The 20,416-nt window shown below is 75.7% G+C and carries 16 protein-coding genes; 8 read left to right on the top strand and 8 right to left on the bottom strand.

The genetic code is table 11. The annotated features are described in order from the left end of the window. Positions 1-21 precede the first annotated feature (21 nt). The 3 genes from ggt (at position 22) to ACIO5E_RS04670 (ending at position 3,496) form a co-directional block, all read left to right on the top strand. Positions 22-1,815, top strand: coding sequence for a gamma-glutamyltransferase (gene ggt, locus ACIO5E_RS04680; protein ID WP_400663816.1), 1,794 nt, complete (start codon positions 22-24; stop codon positions 1,813-1,815). A gap of 151 nt (positions 1,816-1,966) precedes the next feature. Further along, a complete protein-coding gene (locus ACIO5E_RS04675) occupies positions 1,967-2,770 on the top strand; it encodes an exodeoxyribonuclease III (protein ID WP_280679461.1) in 804 nt (267 codons plus the stop codon). A gap of 153 nt (positions 2,771-2,923) precedes the next feature. Further along, entirely contained in the window at positions 2,924-3,496 is a 573-nt protein-coding gene (locus tag ACIO5E_RS04670) for a hypothetical protein (RefSeq protein ID WP_400663814.1), read from the top strand. Between the two features lie 76 nt (positions 3,497-3,572). On the opposite strand, the gene ACIO5E_RS04665 is transcribed toward ACIO5E_RS04670, so the two are convergent. Further along, positions 3,573-4,331 (bottom strand): lysoplasmalogenase, encoded by a 759-nt coding sequence (locus ACIO5E_RS04665; RefSeq protein WP_400663812.1) that lies wholly within the window; start codon positions 4,329-4,331, stop codon positions 3,573-3,575. A gap of 234 nt (positions 4,332-4,565) precedes the next feature. Between ACIO5E_RS04665 and ACIO5E_RS04660 the strand changes: the two genes are divergently transcribed. Then, the gene (locus ACIO5E_RS04660; protein WP_400663811.1) at positions 4,566-6,470 is read left to right on the top strand and encodes a DUF2398 family protein; all 1,905 of its coding nucleotides are present in this window, start codon (positions 4,566-4,568) and stop codon (positions 6,468-6,470) included. 80 nt (positions 6,471-6,550) lie between these two features. Here ACIO5E_RS04660 and ACIO5E_RS04655 read toward each other — a convergent pair whose 3' ends face one another. From ACIO5E_RS04655 to ACIO5E_RS04640, 4 genes are all read right to left on the bottom strand, one after another. Continuing rightward, the gene (locus tag ACIO5E_RS04655; protein WP_400663810.1) at positions 6,551-6,736 is read right to left on the bottom strand and encodes a hypothetical protein; all 186 of its coding nucleotides are present in this window, start codon (positions 6,734-6,736) and stop codon (positions 6,551-6,553) included. Between the two features lie 118 nt (positions 6,737-6,854). After that, the gene (locus ACIO5E_RS04650) at positions 6,855-8,498 is read right to left on the bottom strand and encodes a BCCT family transporter (protein WP_400663809.1); all 1,644 of its coding nucleotides are present in this window, start codon (positions 8,496-8,498) and stop codon (positions 6,855-6,857) included. A 135-nt stretch (positions 8,499-8,633) separates the two neighbouring features. Continuing rightward, on the bottom strand, positions 8,634-9,005 hold the full coding sequence (locus tag ACIO5E_RS04645) for a MerR family transcriptional regulator (protein WP_400663808.1): 372 nt from the start codon (positions 9,003-9,005) through the stop codon (positions 8,634-8,636). An 81-nt stretch (positions 9,006-9,086) separates the two neighbouring features. Then, positions 9,087-9,851: an alpha/beta fold hydrolase gene (locus ACIO5E_RS04640; protein ID WP_400663807.1), complete on the bottom strand. Its 765-nt coding sequence runs from the start codon at positions 9,849-9,851 to the stop codon at positions 9,087-9,089. A 489-nt stretch (positions 9,852-10,340) separates the two neighbouring features. On the opposite strand from ACIO5E_RS04640, the gene ACIO5E_RS04635 reads away from it, so the two are divergent. After that, positions 10,341-11,714 (top strand): sulfite oxidase, encoded by a 1,374-nt coding sequence (locus ACIO5E_RS04635; RefSeq protein ID WP_400663805.1) that lies wholly within the window; start codon positions 10,341-10,343, stop codon positions 11,712-11,714. A gap of 51 nt (positions 11,715-11,765) precedes the next feature. Here ACIO5E_RS04635 and ACIO5E_RS04630 read toward each other — a convergent pair whose 3' ends face one another. Together ACIO5E_RS04630 and ACIO5E_RS04625 are read right to left on the bottom strand one after the other, a co-directional pair. After that, entirely contained in the window at positions 11,766-12,425 is a 660-nt protein-coding gene (locus tag ACIO5E_RS04630) for a TetR/AcrR family transcriptional regulator (protein WP_280679479.1), read from the bottom strand. Between the two features lie 143 nt (positions 12,426-12,568). Further along, positions 12,569-13,468, bottom strand: coding sequence for an acyl-CoA thioesterase (locus ACIO5E_RS04625; RefSeq protein WP_400663803.1), 900 nt, complete (start codon positions 13,466-13,468; stop codon positions 12,569-12,571). Positions 13,469-13,604: 136 nt separating this feature from the next. On the opposite strand from ACIO5E_RS04625, the gene ACIO5E_RS04620 reads away from it, so the two are divergent. From ACIO5E_RS04620 to ACIO5E_RS04610, 3 genes are all read left to right on the top strand, one after another. Further along, a complete protein-coding gene (locus ACIO5E_RS04620) occupies positions 13,605-15,074 on the top strand; it encodes an SWIM zinc finger family protein (RefSeq protein WP_400663802.1) in 1,470 nt (489 codons plus the stop codon). Beyond that, the gene (locus ACIO5E_RS04615; RefSeq protein WP_400663801.1) at positions 15,071-17,839 is read left to right on the top strand and encodes a DUF6493 family protein; all 2,769 of its coding nucleotides are present in this window, start codon (positions 15,071-15,073) and stop codon (positions 17,837-17,839) included. Before ACIO5E_RS04620 ends, ACIO5E_RS04615 begins: the two co-directional genes overlap by 4 nt. A gap of 111 nt (positions 17,840-17,950) precedes the next feature. After that, on the top strand, positions 17,951-18,919 hold the full coding sequence (locus ACIO5E_RS04610; protein ID WP_400663799.1) for a DUF389 domain-containing protein: 969 nt from the start codon (positions 17,951-17,953) through the stop codon (positions 18,917-18,919). A gap of 41 nt (positions 18,920-18,960) precedes the next feature. Here the strand turns inward: ACIO5E_RS04610 and ACIO5E_RS04605 are convergent, their stop codons facing one another. Further along, a complete protein-coding gene (locus ACIO5E_RS04605; protein WP_400664420.1) occupies positions 18,961-20,145 on the bottom strand; it encodes an MBL fold metallo-hydrolase in 1,185 nt (394 codons plus the stop codon). Positions 20,146-20,416: the final 271 nt, after the last annotated feature.

Below are 20,416 nucleotides of genomic sequence, written 5' to 3'. Positions count from 1 at the left end.
CGCCGACTCAGGAGGACCCGGATGAGGGCTCTGACCCGTCTCGCACCACCGCTGCTGCTCGCCACCGCCCTGGTCTGGTCCTGTGCCGGGCCGGCCGGGGCGGCGGGCGCGGCTCCGCCGCCGAAGGCCGCCGAGGCGGTGGGCTGGGGCGGGGCGGTGTCCAGCGTGGACGCCGACGCCACCGCGGCCGGCATCGAGGTGTTGCGCAAGGGCGGCAACGCGGTCGACGCGGCCGTCGCGACCGCGGCGGCCCTCGGCGTCACCGAGCCCTACTCCTCCGGCATCGGCGGTGGCGGGTACTTCGTCTACTACGACCACGCCACCGGCCGGGTGCACACCATCGACGGCCGCGAGGTGGCCGGCCGCACCGCCGACGCCGGGCTGTTCCTGGAGGACGGCAAGCCGCTGGCCTTCGCCGACGCCGTCACCAGCGGTCTGTCCGTCGGCGTCCCCGGCACCGCCGCCACCTGGGACACCGCCCTGCGCCAGTGGGGCAGCCGCCCGCTCGCCGACAACCTGAAGCCCGCCGAGCGGATCGCCGACGACGGCTTCGTCGTCGACCAGACCTTCCGCGGCCAGACCGCCGACAACTACGACCGGTTCAAGGACTTCCCCGACACCGCCAAGCTCTTCCTGCCCGGCGGCAAGCCCCCCGAGGTCGGCACCGTCCTGCGCAACCCCGACCTCGCCGCCACCTACCGGCTGCTCGCCAAGGACGGCGTCCGGGCCCTCTACCAGGGCGAGTTGGGCAAGGACATCGCCGCCACCGTCCAGCACCCGCCGGTGGACCAGGCCTCCGGCCGCAAGGCGCGCCCCGGCAAGGTCGACACCGCCGACCTCGCCGCCTACCAGGTCAACCGCCAGGCCCCCACCCACGTCGCCTACCGCGACTACGACGTCTACTCCATCGCCCCCTCCAGCTCCGGCGGCACCACCGTCGGCGAGGCGCTCGGCATCCTGGAGGACGGCGACCTCGGCACGTACGGAGACACGCAGTACTACCACCACTTCCTGGACGCCTCCCGGATCGCCTTCGCCGACCGCAACCGCTGGGTCGGCGACCCGGCCTTCGGCGACGTCCCCACGAAGGAACTGCTCTCCGCGCGCTACGCCGCCTCCCGGGCCTGCCTGATCAGCCCCGACCGGGCCCTCACCAGTCCGCTCGCCCCCGGCGACCCGCGCCACCCCGCCGGCTGCGCCGAGGCCGGCCCCGCCGTCGCCGAGCCCTACGAGGGCCCCAACACCACCCACCTCACCGTGGCCGACCGTTGGGGCAACGTGGTCGCCTACACGCTCTCCATCGAGCAGACCGGCGGCAGCGGGATCACCGTCCCCGGCCGCGGCTTCCTGCTCAACAACGAGCTCACCGACTTCGACTTCACCCCGCTCGCCCCGGGCGTCCCCGACCCCAACCTGCCCGGCCCGGGCAAGCGGCCGCGCTCCTCGATGGCGCCGACCATCGTGCTGCGCGACGGCGAACCGCTGCTCGCCACCGGCAGCCCCGGCGGCGCGACGATCATCACCACCACCCTGCAGGTGCTGCTCGGGCGGCTCGACCGGGGCCTGAGCCTGGAGCAGGCCATCGCCGCGCCGCGCGCCAGCCAGCGCAACACCGCCGCCACCCAGGCCGAACCGGCCTTCCTGGCGCTGCCCGAGCGGGCCGCACTGGAAGCGCTCGGGCACAGCTTCACGTCCGTCGCCGAGATCGGCGCCGCCACCGGGGTCGAACGGCTGCCGGACGGGCGGTGGGCGGCCGCGGCCGAACCGGTCCGGCGCGGCGGCGGCTCCGCGGCGGTGGTGCGGCCCGCGGGCTGATCGGGACTGTCAGTGCCGGGCGGTATGTTCGGGGTGGGCCTCCCTCGCGGGGGTGCCCACCCCTCGCCGTACCGAAGCACCCGTCCGTACCGAAGCACCTGTCCGTACCGAAGCACCCGTCCGTACCGAACCACCGGGAAGGCCGCCCGCCGTGACCGTCCGCATCGCCACCTGGAACATCAACTCCGTCACCGCGCGGCTGCCCAAGCTCCTGGAGTGGCTGGAGAGCGCCAAGCCCGACGTGCTCTGCCTCCAGGAGCTCAAGTGCGCGGCCGACGCCTTCCCGTACGAGGAGGTGCGCGCGCTCGGCTACGAGACGGCCGCGCACGGCACGGGCCGGTGGAACGGCGTCGCGATCGTCTCCCGGCTCGGCCTGGACGACGTGGTGCGCGACCTGCCGGGCCAGCCCGGCTACCTCGCCGACGGCGCCCTGCTGCCCGACGTCGAGCCGCGCGCCGTCGCCGCCACCTGCGGCCCGGTCCGGGTCTGGTCGGTCTACGTGCCCAACGGCCGCGAGGTCGACCACGCCCACTACCGCTACAAGCTGGAGTGGCTGGAGGCCCTGCGCCAGGCCGCCGTCGAGGACGCCGCCGGGCCCCGCCCGTTCGCCGTCCTCGGGGACTTCAACATCGCCCCGACCGACGAGGACGTCTACGACATCGCCGCCTTCGAGGGCCTCACCCACGTCACCCCCGCCGAGCGGGCCGCGCTGGAGGCCCTCGGCGAGGCGGGCCTGCACGACGTGGTGCCGCGCCCGCTCAAGTACGACCACCCCTACACCTACTGGGACTACCGCCAGCTGGCCTTCCCGAAGAACCGGGGCATGCGGATCGACCTCACCTACGCCAACAAGGCCTTCGCCGACGCCGTCTCCGACAGCTACGTGGACCGCGAGGCCCGCAAGGGCAAGGGCACCTCGGACCACGCGCCGGTCGTGGTGGACCTCGACCTGTGAGTCACGGTGGGTGAGAGGCGGTAACCCGAACGGTCCAGACCGGTGGCCGGGCCCCGATGGCTTGCCTACCGTCGGGGAATGACCGGGTGCAGTTGTTCGACCACGGGACATCGGAGTCCCCCGGCTGCGCTCGAGAATTCCGGAGGTTCCGGCATGCGCCCCATGCGTACGGCCGCCGCCGCCCTGATCGGCGCGACGGTACTGACCGGCCTGACGGCCCCCCTCGCATCCGCCAGGGACGGAGAGGCCTCGGTCGGCCCGTCCCAGGCCGGTTCCGACAAAGGCCTCGGCTCCGACAAGGGGCCCGGTTCCGGCAATGGCCTCGGTTCGGACAAGGGGCCTGGTTCCGGCAACGGCCCTGGTTCCGGCAAGGGGCCTGGTTCCGGCAACGGGCCTGGTTCCGGCAATGGCCTCGGCTCCGACAAGGGGCCCGGTTCCGGCAATGGCCTCGGCTCCGACAAGGGGCCCGGTTCCGGCAACGGCCTCGGTTCCGGCAATGGCGTCGGCTCCGACAAGGGCCTCGGGGACTGGGGCAAGGCGGCCGGCGAGTGGGCGGGCTCGCTCGGCCAGTCCGGCGCCGGCGGCCAGCAGATCGCCCCGCACGGCGCCGTGGAGACCGGCTTCGGCGGCTCGGTCGCGTCCGACCCGGCGGAGCTGGCCGGGGGCGCGGCCCTGGTCGCGGGCGGCATCGGCGGCTTCTGGCTGCTGCGACGGCGCGGTGCCTGATGGCCCCGCGCGCCGTCGCCCCGCGTTTCCTCCGCGCGTCGCCGGACCCTGACGGGGCCGGCGGCGCGCAGGCGTCTCAGCCGGCCTGCGGCGCGGGCGCCCGCCCGCCCCACTGCCCGTGCTCGCGCTCGTGCTCCCGCTCGTGGTCCCGTTCGTGCTCGTGCCGGAGGATGCCGCCGGCCAGCAGGTACTGGGCCAGGACGTACGTCGCCATGATCCAGAACTGATGCCCCGGCAGCTCCCGCCACTTCGCCAGCTGGGTGGCGATCAGCGTGTCGGAGAGCAGGAACAGGGCCCCGCCCAGCCCGGTCCGCCAGCCCAGCCCGGCCGAGGTGACGGCGGTGGAGGCCAGCAGCAGGCTGTAGCCGGCCACCGGGATCTGCAGGTCCCCGAGATCCGGCCAGAGCTGCCCGATCATGCCCGCCCAGGCCGTCGCGTACGCGGCCGCGACCACCAGGGCCCGCCGGCGGTCGGTCAGCGCCCCGCGCCGGACGAACATCGTCACGTAGCAGACGTGCGCCGCCGCGAACGAGCCCATCCCGGCCAGGAACGCGGTGTCGTTCTTCAGCTGGAGCAGCACGTCCCCGCCCGCGCTCAGCAGCAGTGCGGGCGCCAGCTCCTTCGGTGCCCGCCGCCCGGCGGCGGCCGCCGTGGTGACGCTGTGCGCGGCCAGCAGCGGCATCAGGGCCGGCTTGGTGGCGTTCTGCAGTACGGAGGCGCCGGACAGGATCGCGCCCAGGTGCGTCGCGGAGGCGGCCGCGAAGCCGCCGAGCAGGCCGGTGGCCGAGCGCAGGCGCCCGCCGAGGACGGCACGGGTGGTCGTACGGATGCTCATGCGGCTGCTGACCTCCGGGGTCGGGCGGTGGGGGAGCGGGACCGACCCTAAGCGACCCGCCCGGACGACGGAAGAGCGGGTTACCGGCGCGTAACCCCGGCGGTGCCCGGTGGATGACCCGGTGGCGGCGGGCCCGGCCGGGCCGGCGGCGTAGCGGAGGGCGGTCGGCCACTTCGGCGTGAGGCCGGTTGCTGCCACCGGGTGACCCGGCCACCGTCTAGTCTGGTCCCCGACATGGAGCAGCAGGAGTACGCGGTCGGCGCCACCCGGGTGGCCGCCGGAAGGCCGGACGGGCGCACGGGCGGGACGGGGCGAGGGACCGCCGACGCCGTCCTCGCCGTACGCGAACCCGCAGCTGAGGCCGCGCCCGAAGCCGTGTCCGGGCCCCGTGCTGACGCCGCGCAGGCCCCTGAACCCGCCTCCGACCCCGTGCTCTCGCCTGACCCCGGCCTGCTGCGGCTCGCCCACTGGTTCGCCGCCGCCACCCCCGGCACCGCCGACGACCTGTGCACCGCCGCCTTCGGCCTCTACCCGGCCCGCCATCTCGGCGCCCCGGCCGAGGCCGCTTCCGACGCCGCTTCCGACGCCGACGTCAGCTGGTGGCACGGCCCGACCGCGCACGCCACCGCCGCCCAGCGCTCCCGCGAGGCCCGCACCGCCGGCGGCCTGCGCCGGGCCCGGCGGGACGCCTCCGCGCTGCCCGTCGTGCGGTCAGGCGCCAAGCCGGGCAGGCCCGGCAGGCACCGCAAGCCCGAACGCACCCGCCCGGCGCCGGGCGTGCAGGATCGTTCCGGCCAGGACCTGCCGACGCCCCCCGCCCTGGTGGCCACGCCCGGCCTCCCCGTTGCCGAGGTCCCCGACGTCCCCGAGCTCCCCGACGTCCCGGGCCTGCCCGCCGCCGAACGCCGCATAGCCGCCCGGCTGCTGCTCGCCCATCCGCTGGTGACCGCCTCCGGCCCGCACGCCGACGGCTTCCCGCTGATCCGCCGTCACCGCGACTGGCTCGTCGAACGCTTCGACACCCTGCTCGGCTACCGGCTCGTCGTCGGCCCCTGGCACGCCCGGCTCTGCAAGGCCGGCCTCGGCCCCGGCGCCGCCCGCCGCCTCGAACACCCCGCCACCGGCGCCCCGTTCACCCCCGCCGGCTACGCCCAACTCGCCCTCGCCCTGGCCCTGCTCGTCGACGCACCCGAGCAACTCCCGTACGGGCGGCTGCTCGACGCCATGCGCGCCGCCGCGCCCGGGCTCGCCGCCGGCCCGGCCGACCGCGCGATGGCCCTCGCCGCGCTCGCCGACTGGCAGATCCTCGGCGGCCTGCCGACTGACCGGGCCGAGCCCGCAGACCCGGCCGAGCCCGCAGACCCGGCCGACCCGGCCGACCCGGTCGATCCGGCCGACCCGGCGGTGCGGACCGCCGTGCTGACCGTCGCCCGCGAACTCGCCCGCGCCGTCCCGGCCGGCCCGCCCGCCCTCGCCGCCGACGCCGCCGACCTCATCCACCGCGCCGCCGACGCCGAACCCGCCACCGCCGTGCGCCGGCTGCTCGCCGAGACCCCCGCCGTCCTCGCCGCCGACCTCCCCGATGACCGGCGCGCCTGGCTGCACGAGCACCGGCTGAGCGGCCCGGCCGCGCTCGCCGACTTCCTCGGCCTGGAGACCGAGCTGCGAGCCGAGGGCGTCGCCCTGCTCGACCCGGCCGACGAACTCACCGACCTCGCCCTCCCCGGCGCCGGCACCCTGTCCCAGGCCACCCTGCTGCTGCTCGAACGCCTGGTCGAGGAGGTCCGCCCGCTGCCCGGCGAGACCACCACCGGCGGCGACGTCCCGATCCCGGACGCGCTGATAGACGGTGTCCTCGGCGACATCGCCGACGAGTACGGCATCCCGGCCGGCTGGCACCGCGACTACCTCGCCGACCGCACCGCGCTGCGCCGGGACGCCCTCGACCTGCTCCACCGCCTCGGCCTGATCACCCCCACCCCCCGCGGCACCCGCCCCCCGGGCTGGCTGCTGCGCCCGCCCGCCGCCCGTTACGCCCCCGCGCCCGACCTGCGGCCCGCTCCCGGCACCGGCCGCCATTCCCGCCCTGCCCCGGCAGTCCCCCTCCCGGCCGGCGCCCGGGAGCAACGGCGCGCCTGAGCGGCGCCCCCGGAAAAGCCGAGAGCACCGCGTCCGGGTGCGGACGGCGGTGCTGAAGGGGTCGGTCGGGGGCCTGCCGGTCACTTTCTCGCGGTGGCCGTGGCGGTGGCGAGGGTGCCGTGCTGGACGGTTTCGACGGTGGCGCCGACCCCGAGCGCGCCGAGGGCGATGGAGGCGAGGACGGCGGTGCTGGCGAGAAGGCGGCGGTGGCGCTGGGGGAGCGGGAAGCGCGGTTCCTGGTAGGGCGCCTGAGGGCTGGCGTTCATGACAGGGAGGGTTCCAGGGCGGTGTGAACGGTCGGTACGCGCGGGTGAAGTCCGGACGGGGGTTGGGCGTCGGTTGGCCGCGTACGCCCCACTCCCGGGGGTGGGGCGTACGCGCTGGTCAGCGCGGTCGTCCGCGTTCGGCGAGGGCTTCGCCGACGGCGACCCGGACGGCGTCGCGCAGGCCGTGCGCGGGGTGGAAACGGGAGGGGCCGGCGGCCGGGTCCTCGCGGAGCTCCTTCACCAGGGACACGCACAGCAGCAGCATCACGACCACGAACGGCAGCGCCACCAGGATCGTCGCGTTCTGCAGCGCGGTGAGCCCGCCGGCCAGCAGCAGGGCGGCCGCGACCCCGCCCATCAGCACGCCCCAGACCACCACGAGCCAGGTGCGCGGGTGCAGTGAGCCGCGGCTGGAGAGCGAGCCGAGGACGAGCGAGGCGGAGTCGGCGCTGGTGATGAAGAAGGTCATCACCAGCAGCACGGCGACCACGCTGGTGACGGAACCGAGCGGCAGCGAGCGCAGCATCTCGAACAGGGAGGCCTCCGCGCCCTTCGGGATGGTCGAGACCAGGTCGGCCGCACCGGTGCTGACCAGCCGGATCGCGGTGCCGCCCATCACGCAGAACCAGATCACGGTCGCCCCGCTGGGCACCAGCAGCACGCCGATCAGGAACTGTCGGACGGTGCGGCCGCGGGAGATGCGCGCGATGAAGGTGCCGACGAAGGGCGCCCAGGAGAGCCACCAGGCCCAGTAGAAGATCGTCCAGGAGCCGAGCCAGCTCTCGTCGGTGAAGGCCCCGGTCTGGGTGGACATGCCGAGCAGGTCGGCGAGGTAGCCGCCGACGGTGGAGGGGATCGAGTCCAGCGCGAACACCGTCGGGCCGAAGACGAAGACGAAGAGCATGATCAGCGAGGCCAGGACGACGTTCGCGGTGGAGAGCCACTTGACGCCCTTGTGGACGCCGGAGAAGGCGGAGAGCACGAAGGCGGCGGTCAGCGAGCCGATGATGACCAGCTGGGCGTTCTGGGTGTTGCGCACGGAGGTGATGTAGCCGAGGCCGTCGGCGACTTGGAGCGCGCCGAGGCCGAGGCTGGTGGCGGAGCCGAAGACGGTGGCGAAGACGGCCAGCAGGTCGATCGCCCGCCCGGCCCAGCCGTCGGCGCCGCGCTGGCCGATGAGGGGGACGAAGGCGGCGGAGATGCGGTTGCCGCGGCCCTTGCGGAAGGTGGTGTAGGCGAGGGCGAGGCCGCCGACCGCGTAGATCGCCCAGGGGTGCAGGGTCCAGTGGAACAGCGAGAACTCCAGGGCCTGCTGGGCGGCGGCCGCGCTCTGCGGTTCCAGCCCGGAGCCGGGCTGCGGGGTGGCGAAGAGCTGGAGCGGCTCGCCGACGCCGTAGAACATCAGGCCGATGCCCATGCCGGCGCTGAACATCATGGCGACCCAGGCGAGGGTGGAGAACTCGGGTTCGTCGTCGTCGCGCCCGAGCCGGATGCGGCCGAAGCGGCTGAAGGCGAGCAGCACGGTGAGGACGAGGAAGACGTCGGCGGCCACCACGAACAGCCAGCCGAAGTTGTGCAGGACCCAGCCGAGCGCGGTGCTGGAGGTCCGGCCGAGCGAGTCCTCGGCGAAGACGCCCCAGGCGACCACGGCCAGCACCAGGACGGCGCTGATCCCGAACACCGCCCGGTCGGCGGGCAGGGTCGCGGCGGGTTCGTCGGGCTCCCTCCCGCGTTGGTCGGACTGCGGCGGCTGGCTGCTCATCGGGTGGACCTCTCCTACCTCGGGGGGACGGACCTGGGCATCGGCGACATGCTCGGATCAAAGCTGCATGTCGCACTATGTCCAGTTCGCGCCGCGAGGGGCGGGAGGGCGCGCCGGGGAGGCGGCGGGTGGGGGTCAGGCCGCGTGCTCGTGGGCCGGGGCGTGCGCGGTGGCGAGGTAGTGGGAGAGGGCCCGGCGGCTGCGGGTGAGGTCGTCGATCCGGGCGTCCAGGTCGGCGAGTTCGCCGCGCAGGGTGGCGAGCAGCACCGGGCAGGCCTCCAGGACCGGGACGGGGCCGGTGGCGCAGGGGAGGATCTCGGCGATGACCCGGGTGGTCAGGCCGGCCGCCAGCAGGCTGCGGATCTGGCGGACCCGGACGGTGTCCGACTCGCCGTACTCGCGGTAGCCGGCCGTGCTGCGGGCGGGCCTGATCAGGCCCTGCTCCTCGTAGTAGCGGAGCAGGCGGGTGGACACCCCGGTCAGGCGGGCGAGTTCTCCGATGCGCATGACCGGGCGAACGCCCGACCGTGCCGGGGTGTTCCCGGGCGCCCGGGGGGTGTCCCTGGGGTGGGAGCGTCCGGGCGGCGCTCAGCTCTTCACGAACTCCAGTACCACCTCACGTAGTTGGGGCAGCAGTTCGACCATCGGCAGGTGCCCGCCGGCGAGTTCGGCCCAGCGGGCGCCGGGGATGCCCTCGGCCAGGGCGCGGTGCTGGGACGGCGGGACGAGCATGTCCTCGGCGGTGCTGACGACCAGCGTCGGGACGCCGATCGCGGCGAGCTCGGCGCGTACGTCGGCCCGGCCGGCGAGCCGGAACTGCTGGCGGAAGCCGTCCGGCACCGGGGACTTGAGCGCCTCCCGCAGCTCCTCGCGCCGGTCCTCGGGGAGGGCGTCCACCCAGGTCTCGCCGAAGACGACGGTGAGCATCAGCCGGGCGAGGTCGGCCGGCCGCTCGGCCAGGTCGATCGCGAGGTCGGCGAGCAGCCGCAGCCGCGCCGAGCCGCCGGCGACGCCCGCGAGCAGGAGCAGCGAGCGGACCCGGCCGGGGTGGCGGGTCGCGGCCCGGACGGCGACGGCGGCGCCCAGCGAGTAGCCGGCCAGGTCGAAGGAGTCCAGGCCCTCCTCGACGGCGGTGGCGACCAGACGGTCGGCCAGCTCGTCCAGGGTGGGCTCGCCCGGCTCGTACGGGCTGTCGCCGGAGCCGGGGTAGTCGGGGGCGACGACGGTGCGGTGGGCGGCGAGGTCCGGCAGCAGCGGGCCCCAGTTGTCCCGGGCGCTGCCGCCGGCGCCGTGCGCGAGCAGCAGGCCGGGGCCGGAGCCCTGGACGATCCGGGCGAGCGGGGCGGGGGGCATGGGTGCTCCTGAGTGGGTTGCGGCTTCTCCGACAACGGGAACGGTAGGAGTTCACACCGGTGAGAAGGTCAAGCCCGGTGCGTACCGGGAAGGTCGCGGCGGGCCGGGCGCGCCGGGAAGGTCGGGCCCGGTGCGTACCGGGAAGGTCGGGCCCGGTGCGTACCGGGAAGGTCGGGCCCGGGTTCGCGGATCGCCTGACGGGCCGTCGGTCGCGGTCCTAGGATCCGATCGTGACAGGAGGACGCCGCGCCGTGGGGCGGGTCGGGTGCGATGCCGCCCGGGCCGCCCGGATACCCGCGCGCCGTCCGCTCGTGTGTCGTCCGAGCCGTCCGAGCCGTTCGAACTGTCCTAGCTGCTCCAGATCTCGCTGACCCTGCCCGTGTGCTTCGCCCGGGCCGGGCCGGGGCGCGCCGTCCGGGCGGCGCCCCGTCCGCGCCCGTAGCCGCGCGCACCGCGAACCGCCTACCCTGACAGTGAAGGAGTGCCGCCATGGCCGCCGAGGTCCACACCCCCGCCGTGCCGATCGATGAGGCCCCTGAGTCGCTCGACGAGGCTCCCGTGCCGCTCGACGAGGCCGGCTACGACCGGCTGCGCCGCCGTCAGTGGCTGGGCGGCGAGGCCCGTGCCGACGGCGTGGACCGCCGGACGTTGCTGCGGATGCTCTCCGCCACCGGGGTGCTCGCCACGCCCACCCTGGCCGTCCCGGGGCTCGCCCCGGCCCGGGCGGCCGCCGAGGAGGTGCCCAAGCCCGTGCCCGGAATCGTCAAACCGTTGCCCGCCGAGTGGTTCGTTCCGCGTGGTACCAACGCCGAGATGCGCTGGGACGCGTTGCGCGACGCCGACGGCGAGGCCGCCGTCGGTCGCCACGTCCCGGTGGAACGGTTCTTCGTCCGCAACCACACCAGCACCCCGGTGATCGACCCCGACACCTGGCGGCTGAAGCTGTTCGGCAGCGGCCTGCGCGGTGCCCCGGTGGCCGAGCGGCCGGTCGAGTTCGACCTGGACGCCCTGCGGAGGCTGCCGTCCACCCGGATCAGCGCGCTGATCGAGTGCGCCGGCAACGCCCGGAGCTACTACCAGAGCCAGCAGCAGCAGAGCGTGCCCGGCACGCCCTGGACGCTCGGCGGCGTCGGCTCGGCGAGCTGGCGGGGCGTGCGGCTGGCCGACGTGCTGCGCGCCGCCGGGCTGACCCGGGCCGCGGTGGACGTGCTGCCGACCGGCCTCGACCCGCACTACGTCGTGGGCGGCACCGACTACGGCCCGGTCCGCCGGCCGCTGCCGGTCGCCAAGGCGCTGGACGACGTGCTGCTCGCGTACGAGATGAACGACGAACCGCTGACGCCCGACCACGGCGCGCCGGTGCGCCTGGTGGTGCCCGGCTGGGTGGGCATCGCCTCGATCAAGTGGGTCGGCACGATCGAGGTGGCCGACCATCCGCTGTACTCGCCGTGGAACACCGACTTCTACCGGTTCTGGGGCCCCGACTACCCGGACGGTGGCAGCGCGCCGCTCACCACCCAAGTGGTCAAGAGCGCCTTCGAACTGGCCTCCGGCGCGGTGCTGGAGGCCGGCCGCGGCCACCGGCTGCACGGGCGGTCGTGGTCCGGCGCGGCTGCGGTGCGCGGGGTCGAGGTGAGCACCGACGGCGGCCGCAGCTGGCGCCGCGCCGACCTGCGGGACGAGCCGCGCGCCCACGGCTGGACGCGCTGGAGCATCGACTGGCGCCCCGAGCGGTCCGGCGCGTACGAGCTGCGCGCCCGCGCGACCGACCGTCAGGGCACGACCCAGCCCACGCGGGCGGTGTTCAACCGCGAGGGCTACCTCTTCGGCGCCGTGGTGGTCCACCCGGTGACGGTGGCCTAGGACTCGGGGCCCCGAGCCTTCGGGGCCCGAGACCTTCAGGCCCCGGGGCCTTCAGGGCCGGTGGGCGGCGGGCTGGACCTCGTACGGGGCCGGGTACGGCGTCTCGTACGGGTTCAGCACCAGCCGCACCACGTCCTCCAGCCGCCGCCGGGCGTCCCCGAGGGTGGTGCGGCCCGTCACCCAGGCGGTCAGCTCGCCCTGCCAGGCGTGGGCGACGATGTGCCGCACCAGGTCGCTGGCGGCGGCCGGCACCTCGGCCGTCACCGCCTGGAGGGCGGTGCTGTCGGCCCGGGCCATGCCCTGCAGGGCCTCGCTGGCGAACGGATCGGTGGAGGCGGCGACGGCCACCCGCAGCCGGGCCAGCTCGGGCTGGCGCTGGTAGGCCCGCATCCCGCCGCGGACGAACCGGACCGCCCGGTCGGTGGCCCCCAGCCCGGCACGCGGGCCGCGCAGCTCCGCCACCAGGTCGGCCAGCAGCAGGCGGTGCCACTCGGCGATCGCCGCCGCCAGGAGGTGGTCCTTCGACGAGAAGTAGCGGTACGCCGTCCCCAGGGCGACTCCGGACCGCTCGCAGACCTGCTTCATCTGCAGCCGTTCGACGCCGATCTCGTTCACCAGGGCGAGCGCGGCCGCGATCAGGCTTCCGCGGCGTTCTAGCTGACGCGGAGACATCGCCTCCACCGGCCGTGGTGACAGGTCAACCTTGGTCACCCGCACCATGATACGGGCCGGGGCCGCTCAGGAGTATGACGCCGACCGGCCCCCTTGCGTTCGCCGGGCGGTCACCGGGCCGTCCGGGCCCGCTCGGGTTCGCTCGGGCTCGCCCCGCCCGGGCCCGCGCCGGGCGGGCCGCCTCAGCGCAGCCGGCGGATCAGCGCCTCCTGCACGGCGGAGGCGACCAGCTGCCCATCACGGTCGTAGAACTCGCCGAGCGCCAGCCCGCGGCCGTCCGAGGAGGACGGGCTGCGCTGGGCGAACAGCAGCCACTCGTCGGCCCGGAACGGGCGGTGGAACCACATCGCGTGGTCCAGCGAGGCGATCAGCAGCCGGGGCGGCTCGGTGCGCTGGAAGAAGTTCGGCTGCTCGTGCAGTCCGGCGGTGGAGGCCAGGGTGAGGTCGGACAGGTAGGTGAGCGCGCAGACGTGCAGCAGCGGGTCGTCCTCGGGCAGCGGGGAGGCGATGCGCAGCCAGACGAACTGCTGCGGCATCCCCGGCACGGACGGCGGCACGCCCGGCGCGTCCGGCGGGACGAAGCGCAGTTCGAGGTCGCGGAAGCCGCCGGTGCCGGTGATCGCCGCGCGCAGGGCCGGATCCCAGCGCGAGAAGGCGTCCGGCAGGCTCTCCGGGCCGGGCAGCGGCGGCATCTCGCGATGGCGGTCGGGGGCGGGCTCGGCACGCTTGAAGGAGGCGGAGAGGGTGAAGATCGCGTTCTGGTTCTGCAGCGCCGTCACCCGGCGGGTGGTGTACGAGACGCCCTCGCGGACCCGCTCGACCTCGTACCGGATCGGCTGGGTCGGGTCGCCGGGCAGCAGGAAGTAGCCGTGCAGCGAGTGCACCGCGCGCCGGCCGTCGCAGGTGCGACCGGCGGCGGTGAGCGCCTGCGCGGCGACCTGCCCGCCGAAGGCGCGCATCGGGGCGCCGGCGTGGCAGCGGCCCCGGAACGTGTTCTCGTCCAGTCGCTCGATCTCCAGCAGTCCGGCGAACGAGCCGGCCGGGCGGGCGGCCCGGATTTCCTGTTCGGTCAGGTCGGTCACGGGCCCATAGTGGCAGAAGGCGCCCGCGCCGCGGTGTGACCTGGGTAACGATCAGGGGCTCCACAGTCGGGTAGAACCTGTTCCAGTGCGACGGCGAGCCGACGGATTGTCAGTACCCTCACCTAGCGTGTTCGGCATGACGCAATCCGCACACGCGTACGCCTATCTGCGCCCGTCCGCCGTCCTCGACGGCGCCGACGGTCGGCACCTCGACCTGGCCACCTCCGGCGGCGCCACCCCGGTCGGCGCGGTGGCCAATCCGCGCTTCTTCGCGGGCTTCCTGGCCGACCCGGCGCCGGCCGCCGCCGCGCTGCTCGCCGTCGCGGACGTCGCCGCCGCCCGGTACTACCAGCCGCAGCTGCGCGCCTCGCTCGACCCGGTGGTCACCGCCAACGGGGACCGGCTGCGCTTCGAGTCCTTCTCCGGCTGCTGCGGCGTCTACGCCCGCCTCGACGTGCTCCAGGCGGGCCTCGACGGTGACGACATCGGCCACGGCACCACCAACGTCGACGTCAACAACCCGCTGCGCGAGGCCCTGACCAGGATCGGCCCGGCCGACCCGCTGCACCTCGCGGTCGGGCCGGACGCGCTGGAGCTCACCAGCTTCGACGGGCCGCTGGTCGAGAAGAAGGTCCCGCTGCCGCAGCGCTGGCTGCGCGGCTTCGCCGAGACCCAGGTGGTCGCCGCCGGCTTCGACCTGCGCGCCGAACTGCCCGCCGCCGAGGCGGTCCGCTTCCTGCGCTCGCTGCCGCGCGGCGGCCGCAGCGTGGGCTGGGTCGTCCCGGCCGGGCGCACGCTGCGGCCCACCACCCGGCCGGTGCCCGGCGCGGTCTGCCTGCCCGGGCCCGAGCGGCTGGTGGCGCTCCAGCGGGTGCTGCGGCACGCGCTCGCCCTGCGGGTGTACGGCCCGGTCGCCGCCGGTCCGGCGGCCTCGGCCTGGGAGGTGGTGCTGCCCGGCATGCGGCTCACCCTGACGCTCTCGCCGGACGTCTCCCGCGGCTTCTCCGGCGAGGGCGGGGTGCTCGGCGCGCTCGCCACCGGCACCGCCGAGCAGGACGCCGAACTCGTCGCGGTGCTGCTGGCCTGGGAGCCGCGGATCGAGGTCGCCGACCTCGCCGAGCAGTCCGGGCTGAGCCCCGAGCGGGTCCGCGCCGCGCTCACCCGGCTCGGCACCGCCGGGCAGATCGGCTACGACACCGCCGAGGCCGCCTACTTCCACCGGCAGCTCCCGTACGACGCCGACCGGGCCGAGGCCGCCAACCCACGGCTGCGGGCCGCCCAGGCGCTGGTCGCGGCGGGCGCGGTACGGCTGGAGCCGGGAGGTACGACGGCCGTCGTCACGGTGGACGACCACATCCAGCGGGTGCGGACGGACGAGGCGGGGCGCCTCGGCTGCACCTGCCTCTGGTGGGCCAAGTACCGCGGCGGGCGCGGGCCGTGCAAGCACGCGTTGGCGGTCGGGATGGTGCGGGACGCGGCCCGGCGGGCGGCCGGCGAGCAGGGACGGACCGGGGAGCAAGGGCAGGCCGGGGAGCAGGGGCAGGCCGGCGGGCAGGGCCAGAGCGGGGCGCACGGTCAGACGGTGGCGAAGGGGGTCCAGGCGTGAGCGGGGTGGCACAGGTGGCGCGGACGGCATCGGACCCGCGGGCGGCGGCGTCGGACGCACCGGGAGCCGTACCGGCCCCGACCGCGGTCGAGGAACTGCTGGCCGCCGTCCGGGGCGGTCGGATGCCGCAGATACCGGCGCTGGTGGCCGCGTTGGACCAGGCGCAGCGCCGCGGCTGCCTGCCCGCGCTGAAGGCCCTGCGCAAGGACGTGCGCGACGACTGGTCGAAGCAGGCGATGGCCGTCAAGGGCGCCCTGATGCTGGCCGGTGCGGGCTGCCACACCGGCCCGGCCGCCGCCACCTGGCTCGGCGCCCGCGACTTCACCTCGCGCGAATGGGCCCGCCACCCCGCGCTGCGCCAACTCGTCGCGGCGCAGCCGGAGGAATGGCAGGTCGAGGTGGCCACCCGGCTCGCCGCCCGGCCGGGGCCGCGCTGGGGCTGGTCGCTGTACCCGGTGATCGAGGACGTGGTGCGCCGCACCGGCTGCGCGGTGCCGCAGACCGATCCCTTCGTCCGCGAGTGGACGGACCGCATGCGCCTGGGCAGCGGCCCGCGGCCCACGCTGGCCGAGCAGCTGCGGGCCGACGACTTCACCCCGGTGCTGCTGCCCCGGGTGTTCGAACTCGCCGACGTCGGCGGGGCGTTGTCCTGGCGGTTCACCCCCCGCCCCGGGGACGCCTGGACGGAGGCCATCGCCGAGCTCGCCGCGGCCGGCGACCTCGACCGGGCCGACCTGATCGACCGCTGCCTGGCCCGGCTGCTGCGCGGCGGCAAGCCGGCCGACCAGCGGTTCTTCCTGGACGTGCTGCAGGCCCTCGCCCCGACGTCGCAGGAGTACGCCGCCCGGGTGCGCGACGTGCTGCCGCTGCTGGACGGGCTGTCGGTGCTCGCCGGGCACGCCCAGGGGGTGCTCGCCGAACTGGACGAGGCCGGGCTGATCGAGCCCGAGGTGCTGACCGAGGCCTCGGCGGTGGTGCTGTTCCGGGCCGAGAAGAAGCTCGTCCGCGCCCAGCTGGCCTGGCTGGAACGGGCCGCCCGGCGCGCGCCCGGGCGGGCCGGGCCGGTGGTGCTCGCGGCCGCCGAGGCGTTCGGGCACCCGGACCGGGGCGTCCAGGAGCGGGCGCTGAACGTGGTGGCCCGCCACCTCCGCGCGGCCGGGGAGGCGGTACTGCCCGAACTGCGGCTCGCCGCCGGGGCCCTGGACCCGGCCCACCACCCGCGCGCCGGCGAACTGTTCGGCGCGCCGGTCGGCGGCGGCGAGGACGACGACCCGGACACCGGGTGGAACGAACTCCTGCCACCCGCCCCCCGACCGCTCCCGCTCGGCCCGCCGATCGCCTCGGCGGCCGAACTGGCGCAGGAGCTGTCCGCCCTGCTCGCCGCCGACGAGCCCGAGATGGCGGTCTTCGAACGCGTGCTGGACGGCCTGGTCCGCCAGGCCCACCAGGACCGGGCGGCGCTCGTCGAGGCGCTGCGGCCGGTCCGCCGGGTCCACCCGTGGAACGGTGTCGGCCGCTGGTACGACTGCGCGCCCCGGGACGTCCTCCACGTCGTGGCCGCGGTGGCGGGCGAGACGCCGCCGCACCGCTTCTGGGACGTCCTCGGCGGCAAGGGCCGCTCCCCGCTGCGCGGCCAGAACAACACCGTGTACGGCACCGTCCTCGCCGCCCGGATGGAGGAGGCCGCCTGGCAGGTGGCCGCCCAGTCGCCGCCCTACCTGCTGGCCACCCCCACCGACACCACCGGCGCGCTCGACCCGGGCACGCTGGTCGAACGCCTCGCCGGCTACCAGGCGGCGGGCGCCACCCCCGGCCGGGCCGACCTGTGCGCGGCCCTGCTGCGGGTCGGCCCCCACGCGGGCGCCGAGGTGCTGCGCGCGGCCGAGGCGCTCACCTCGCCGTCCGGGCGGTGGGCCGCCCACTGGCTGCGCACCGGCGGCCTGCCCGGCCAGCCGTCCGAGCGGGTGGTCTTCGCCCCCGGCCGGGGCTCGCGGCACGGGCACCACTACGGGGACCGCTGGTGGGAGGACGTCCGGCGGGTGGCCGTCGCCCAGCCCGGCATCGGGGCCGGCCCGAAGGGCCCGGACGGCGAGCGGCTCGCCCCCGAGTTCCGGGCGCTGCTGGAGGGCACCGAGCCGAGCGTGGCCCGGGCCCGCAAGGTGGGCGAGTGGACCTGGCGGCCCACCGCGCACTGGGCCGCGATGCTCCCCTGGCACCGGGAGGAGCTGGCCGCCCGCTGGCTCGACCACTTCGCCGCCGCCGCCGACCGGGACGAACGGCACAGGAGCGGGCTGCTGCCCGCCCTCGCCGAGGCCGGCGGCCCTGCCGGGCTCGCTCTGCACCTGGCGCTGGCCTACGGCCTGGGCGCCCGGCACACCGAGGACCGGACGGCCGCCGTCGACGCCCTGCTGGTGCTCGCGGCCCGCGGCGACCTGGACGGCGGGCAGCTCGGCCGCGAACTCGGCGCGCTCGTCGACTGCGGCGCGGTGAAGTCCACCCGGCTCGGGGCGGCGCTCACGCTGGCCGCCGGGACTGGCGCCTACGGCACGGTGTGGTCGGTGCTCGGGCCTGCGCTGCCGACGCTGCTGGGCGGCGAGGGGAAGTCCGCCCGGGGCCTCGGCGACCTGCTCGCCCTCGCGGCGGACTGCGCTCGGCGCACCGGCGCCCGGGGGCCGGTGGCCGAGGTGACGGCGACGGCGGCGCAGGGCGGATCGAGCCGCGTGGTCAAGGAGGCCCGCGCGCTGCGGGACGTCCTGGCGGGCTGAGGCCGAGGCCTCGGCCTCAGCCGAGCCCTCGGCCGCTGCCGGGTGACGGCTGGTCACGGGCCCTAGGGTGGGCGGGACCTCCGTCCACCTCCCCGCCCCACCGGAGTGCCCGTGCTGCACCTGCGCCTGATCGTTCCGCCCGACCTGCGGGAGCCCGTGCTCAACAGTCTGGACGCCTCGGTCGGGGTGACGCACATCGTGGTGCTGCCGGACGCGGCCGTGCGGCCCGCCGGGGACGTGGTGCTCTGCGACGTCGCCCGGGAGTCGGCGGACGAGGTCCTGGGGGCGCTGCGCGGGACGGGCCTTCCCGAACGCGGGGCGATCGACGTCTCGGACATCGAGCTGACCCTCTCGGCGGCCGCCGACGAGGCGGAGCGGCTGGCCCCGGGGGAGGGGGCCGACGCGCTGGTCTGGGAGTCGGTCGCCGAGATCACGCACGAGGAGTCCACCCTCACCGGGGTTTTCCTGGCCTTCCTCACCGTGGCGACCATGCTGGCCGCGTGCGGCGCGGTGCTGGACAGCGCGATCCTGATCGTCGGCGCGATGGCGGTCGGGCCGGAGTTCGGGCCGTTGGCCGGGCTGTGCGTGGCCGTGGTCCAGCGACGGCTGCGCCCGGCTCTGCGGTCGCTGAACGCGCTGGTCACGGGTTTCGCGGTGGCGATGGCGCTGACCGTCGGGTTCTCGCTGCTGATGGACGGGTTCGGGCTGTTCAGCGAGGCCAGGTTCGACGCCGCGCGGCCGAGCACCTCGTTCATCTGGCAGCCCGACGCGACGTCCTTCGTGGTCGCCTTCCTGGCGGGCATCGCGGGTCTGCTCTCGCTGACCTCCGCGAAGGCCGGGATGCTGGTCGGGGTGGCGATCTCGGTGACCACGGTGCCGGCGGCCGCCAACGCCGCCGTCGCGCTCGGGTACGGGGACGTGCGGCAGTTCTGGGGCTCCAGCGTGCAGTTGCTGCTGAACATGGCGGGGATCGTGCTGGCCGGGGTGCTGACGTTGCTGGTGCAGGAGCGGGCCTGGGCGCTGATCCGCCGCCGCCGGCGGCGGCCGGGGCGCGGCGAGCAGACGGCGGCGAACGGGTAGCGGCGAACAGATGACAGCGAACAGATAACAGAAAACAGATTTCAGCGAACAGATTTTGAAATCTGTTCGCCGAAGTCCGCCACCCGTTCACGGACGGGCGCCGCGCCCCGCTCGTGGACCAGCGGTTCGATGCCGCGCGGCGTGGCCGCGACCGCGCGCCACCACAGCCGCAGCGCGGGCGGGTCGGCCGGTTCGAAGGGCTTGCCGGGCCGGGGCACCACTAACCGGGCGCCGAGCGCCTGGGCGGCCGTGACCACGCGTTCGGCGGGCTCCTCCCACGGGTGCAGCGCCAGGTTGAAGGTGCACCAGTGGATCGGCAGCAGCAGGTCGCCGCCCAGGTCCAGGTGCGCCCGAACGCCCTCCTCGGGCGTCATGTGCACCTCGGGCCAGAAGTCGCTGTACGCGCCGACCTGCATCATCGTCGCGTCGAACGGCCCGAGCCGGCGGCCGATCTCGGCGAAGCCGGGGAAGTAGCCGGTGTCCCCGCTGTGGAAGAGCCGGTGCCCGCCGCCGGCCACCACCCAGGACGCCCAGAGGAACAGCGAGCTGGTGCGCGGGCCGCGGCTGCAGTAGTGCCGGGCCGGGGTGGCGGTCAGGGTGAGCCCGGCGACCTCGGCCGACTCCCACCAGTCCAGTTCGACGATCCGCCGCGCGGGCACTCCCCAGTGCTCCAGGTGCGCGCCGACCCCGAGCGGGACGGCGAACACCGCGTCAGTCCCGATCAGTTCGCGGATGGTGGCCATGTCGAGGTGGTCGTAGTGGTCGTGCGAGACCACCACCACGTCCACCGGCCCGAGTTCGGACAGCGGCAGCGGCACCGGGTGCAGCCGCTTGGGGCCGGTCCAGGCGAACGGTGAGCAGCGCTCGCCCCACACCGGGTCGAGCAGTACCCGCCGCCCGCCGATCTCGGCGAGCACGGTGGCGTGGCCGAGCCAGGTCAGCCGTAGCCCGGAGTCCGGTGGGGCCGCGAGGTCGACCGGGAGCAGGCGGTGCACCGGCACGGCGGCGGTCGGCGCCCGGCGGGTCTTGTCCCCGGTCAGCTGGGCGCGGGTGATCTCCAGCGGGCTGCGTTCGTAGACCAGGCGCCGGGTGGGCAGCGGGTTGCGGAAGGCGCCGGCGGCGAACTGCGGTGAGCGGCGGATCCGGGCCAGCCGCTCCCCCCGGGGCTCGGCCCCGAAGGCCTCGGTCCGGACCCGGTGCCAGGCCGCGCGGGGCAGTCGGGCCAGGCCCGGCCCGGTGGGGTCCGCGGTCGGGCGGGTGGCCGAATCGGTGGTCGGCGGGGCCAACTGCGAGGACAGACCGGCGAGGCGGGAGAACCAGGGGGCGGGGCGGGGCACGGCTCCTCCAAGGACGGTCACGGCTACCGGGCGTGCCGGGGGCGTATCCCGGTGGCCGGTGCGGCCGCTGTGATACGACAACCATCTCGTCGGAGATTACTCGCCGTGGGCCGTCCGGACCTGGTGGGCGGCTCCGCGCGGGCCAATCGGCGTACCCGCG

Origin of the sequence: Kitasatospora sp. NPDC087314, assembly GCF_044744365.1 — a bacterium.
Classification (GTDB): Bacteria; Actinomycetota; Actinomycetes; order Streptomycetales; family Streptomycetaceae; genus Kitasatospora.
This window is presented reverse-complemented; position numbering and strand designations above follow the sequence as displayed.